Raw genomic sequence first — 3653 nt, 5'->3', positions numbered from 1 at the left:
GCCCGCGGTCGCGACCCGCACGTCGGCGTCGCCGGTCGTCGCGCCGCCGTGTTCGGCGTGGTGGTCGCCGAGCATGTTGAGCACGGTCGGGGCCGCACAGAAGTACGACACGTCTTCGGTGCGGATCCGGTCGAACGTCTCCGCGACGTCGACCCCGCGGGTACAGACGTGCCGCGCGCCCATTCCCGTGACCGCGTAGATGTGGCCCCAGCCGTTGACGTGGAACATCGGCAGCGTCCAGAGGTACACGTCGTCGTCGGTGATCTCCTGATGGATCGAGATGAGGTACGCGTGGAGCGTCTCGGCGCGGTGCGTGCGACAGACGCCCTTCGGGTCGCCGGTGGTCCCCGAGGTGTAGTTGATCGTGATCACCTCGTCTTCGTCCATCTCCGGACGCTGGTAGGCGTCGGGGTCCGCGTCGTCGAGTGCGGCGTCGAACGACTCCCAGTCGCCCTCGACCGCGTCCGCGTCGTTCGTGAGGAACGTCTCGGTCGGCACCTCGTCGCGGATCGCCTCGACGTTCGCCGCGTACTCGGCGTCGGCGTAGATGGCGTCGACGCCGGCGTCCGAGAGCATGTACGAGAAGTCGTCGGGCGTGAGCCGGTAGTTCAGCGGGGTGTGGACCGCACCGACCTGCATCGCGCCGTAGGCGGCCTCCAAGTGGTAGTGCGTGTTCGGATCCAACACCGCGACCCGGTCCCCCTTCTCGATCCCGCGCTCCTGTAACGCGGCGGAGAAGCGGTCGGCCCGCTCGCCTAGCTCCGCGTACGTGTATCGCGTCCCGTCGACCGCGAGGACCGCCTCCTCGTCGGCGTAGTGTCGACGCGCCCGATCCAGAAAGTCGGTCGTCAGTAGCGGCTTGTGCATCGTCTATCACTATCGATGATGAGTGAAATCGTTTGCGGCCGGCGCAAGGCGGAGGTGGGCGCGAGACGCTTTTCACGGTCGCCCGCGGAGGGGGAGGACATGAGCGACGAATCCGGCGGGTCGGCGTTCACCGAGGGGTACGTGGTCCCGATCGCGGGGCTGTTGGCGCTGATGTTCGCGCTGATGGCGGGACTCACCGCGCAGCGCGCGCTCTCAGGCGACCCGGCCGACATCGCCGTGACGGTGGGATTCGCCGCCGTCGCCGTCATCGCGCTTCGGATCCGGATCAAGGCCGTGGCGGCGAAGGGAGGGGACGCGACCGACGACGCGAGCGAGGAGTGACGGAGCGGCGGGGGCGACCGCTCGGCAGGACAATACCCGTCGCAGACGCGTGGACGAATCGCACACGGGCGTCGGGATCAGAACCCTTAACAGTCGCACGCGATTTTGCTACGATAGCGGGATGGGATAGCCAGGAGATTCCGCCGGGCTCATAACCCGGAGATCGGTAGTTCAAATCTACCTCCCGCTACTTCTGGCCGACTGCTACACTCTTAGGCTCGACTCCGGGGTCGAAACGCGGCTGATTTCGAACCCGGAAGCGATTTCCGTCGCGCTGTCGTTCCCTCACGTATGGATTACGAATCGAGCCTCGACCGCGCGATGGAGGAGGTCCCGGACCTGGGCGGCTCCGACGAGCGGCTGTCCGTCCCGGACCCCGAAGCGCAGAAGGACGGGGCGTTCACCCGCCTGACGAACCTCTCCGGAATCGCCGACGCGCTGAGCCGCGACCCCGAACACGTCCACTCGAAGATCCAACAGGAGCTCGGTACGGCCGGCCAGTACGAGGACGGCCGCGCCCGCTACAGCGGGAACTTCCGCGAGCGCGACTTTCAGGCCGCGATCGACTCGTACATCGAGTCGTACGTCACCTGCTCGGAGTGCGGTCTCCCCGACACCCGGCTGGAGACGGAGAACCGGACGCCGATGCTTCGCTGTGAGGCCTGCGGGGCGTTCCGCCCGGTGGCGAAACAGAACACGCAGAACACCCAGCGACAGGAGGACGCCGTCGAGTCGGGCAACACGTACGAACTCGAGATCGTCGGCACCGGTCGCAAGGGCGACGGCGTCGCCGAACGCGGCGAGTACACGATCTTCGTCCCCGGCGCACAGGAGGGCGAGACCGTGACGGCCTACATCAAGAACGTCTCCGGCAACCTCGCGTTCGCCCGCCGCGAGAGCTGATCCGTCCGGAGCGACCGCGTCACCAATTCCCTTCCTGAGACCGGCACCGCCCCCGGTACCGACGCTAACCACCGTTCCGCTACCCGACCGTTTATCGGCGCGTTCGTCCATCGTGAGGTATGGCCACGCGACTCCCCGAGTCGGCCTTCGAGGACCGGCTCGCCGCGGTCCGAGACCGTCTCGCAGCGACCGACGCCGACGCCGCGACGTGGGTCGGCGCGACCGCCATCGAGTACCTCACGGGATTCCACCACATCCAGACGGAGCGCCCGGTCGTCCTCGCGGTCACCGACGACCGCGTCGAGATCACCGTCCCGAGACTGGAGGTCGAGCGCGTCTCGCCGAATTCGCGGATCGACGCCGTCCACGATTACTTCGACTATCCCGGCGGCGAGCCGGTCAGCGTCGCCGTGGAGATGCTGAACGGGCTCGGCGTCGACGCGATCGCCGCCGACGCCGACGGACCCCCGGGCGTGATGGGGTACGAGGGCCCCGCCTTCTCTGACTCGCTCGACGTCGAGACGCAGTCGTGGGTCGGCCGGGATGCGCTGGGCGAAGTCCGACGACGAGGTCGACCTGATCCGCGAGTCGGCGAAGTGGGCGAACCTCGGGCACCGCTACCTCGCCGACTACTCCGAGCCGGGGGCGCACCCGGCGACCGTCTCGCAGCGCGCGTCGACCGACGCGTCCCGCGCCATGCTCGACACGCTCGGTGACGACTACAGCGTCCGCGTCCGCGGCGACGGCCCGGTCCACGCAGGGTATATCTCCGGCGAAGAGACCGCGCTCCCGCACGGCCACACCCCGAACGAGCGGCTCTCCGAGGGCGACGTGCTGGTCACCGGCGCGACCGCGAACGTCGACGGCTACCGCTCGGAGCTGGAGCGGACCATGTTCGTCGGCGACTACTCCGACGAGCAGGAACACCACTTCGAGCTAATGTTGGAGGCGCAGACGCTCGCGATCGACGCCTTGGGTCCGGGCGTGCCGGTCGCCGAGGTCGACCGCGTCGTCTGGGACTACTTCGAGGAACAGGGCGTGACCGAGCTTGCGCAACACCACGTCGGCCACAACATCGGTCTCGGCGGCCACGAGCCGCCGTACATCGACCGCGGCTGGGGCGAGCGCTACGACGGCGACGACGCCCTGATGCAGCCGGGACACGTGTACACGATCGAACCGGGACTCTACACTGACGAGTACGGCTACCGCCACTCCGACACCGTAGCGATCACCGAGTCGGGGACCGAGACGCTCACGAACTTCCCGCGGGACATCGACTCGAACGTCGTCTGAGGGGACCGCCGCCGGATCGTTCGCCGGCATCCGTCGAGCCGCCCCGAACCGGTCTGTTACTCGACCCGATCGACGGCGACGCGGTGGCCGGTTTCGTCGACGTGATCGCGTCGGATCGCGTCCGCGTCGACCGCGGTATCAAACAGGCGTTCGAGCGGACACTCGCGACAGACGAGGTGGTATCGTTCGTTCCGAGAGACGGCGTCCATGGGCGTCGGAACCGTCCCTAGCGGTATAGTTACGAC

General features: G+C 67.9%; 4 protein-coding genes, 1 tRNA gene and 1 pseudogene. 4 read left to right on the top strand and 2 right to left on the bottom strand.

Going from position 1 to position 3653, the window contains the following annotated elements; genetic code table 11:
• A partial coding sequence (locus BN903_RS09000) for an AMP-binding protein (protein WP_048077423.1) occupies positions 1–867 on the bottom strand: 867 nt, incomplete at its 3' end.
• A gap of 99 nt (positions 868–966) precedes the next feature.
• On the opposite strand from BN903_RS09000, the gene BN903_RS08995 reads away from it, so the two are divergent.
• The 4 genes and pseudogenes from BN903_RS08995 to BN903_RS18455 all read left to right on the top strand — a co-directional run bounded on the left by BN903_RS08995 (position 967) and on the right by BN903_RS18455 (position 3408).
• Entirely contained in the window at positions 967–1209 is a 243-nt protein-coding gene (locus BN903_RS08995; protein WP_048077412.1) for a hypothetical protein, read from the top strand.
• 115 nt (positions 1210–1324) lie between these two features.
• Positions 1325–1399 (top strand) — tRNA-Met (locus BN903_RS08990).
• 101 nt (positions 1400–1500) lie between these two features.
• Positions 1501–2112, top strand: coding sequence for a translation initiation factor IF-2 subunit beta (locus tag BN903_RS08985; RefSeq protein ID WP_048077411.1), 612 nt, complete (start codon positions 1501–1503; stop codon positions 2110–2112).
• A 119-nt stretch (positions 2113–2231) separates the two neighbouring features.
• A pseudogene (locus BN903_RS18455) lies at positions 2232–3408 on the top strand (M24 family metallopeptidase).
• A 56-nt stretch (positions 3409–3464) separates the two neighbouring features.
• Here BN903_RS18455 and BN903_RS17430 read toward each other — a convergent pair.
• Positions 3465–3653: hypothetical protein (locus BN903_RS17430; protein WP_228841074.1), on the bottom strand; the 189-nt coding region annotated here is incomplete at its 5' end.

This window comes from Halorubrum sp. AJ67 (assembly GCF_000513435.1).
This window is presented reverse-complemented; position numbering and strand designations above follow the sequence as displayed.

Bases quoted from the DNA above. Each gene is read 5' to 3' on its own strand.
- BN903_RS08995 (WP_048077412.1), top strand. From the start codon at position 967: ATGAGCGACGAATCCGGCGGGTCGGCGTTCACCGAGGGGTACGTGGTC.
- BN903_RS08985 (WP_048077411.1), top strand. From the start codon at position 1,501: ATGGATTACGAATCGAGCCTCGACCGCGCGATGGAGGAGGTCCCGGAC.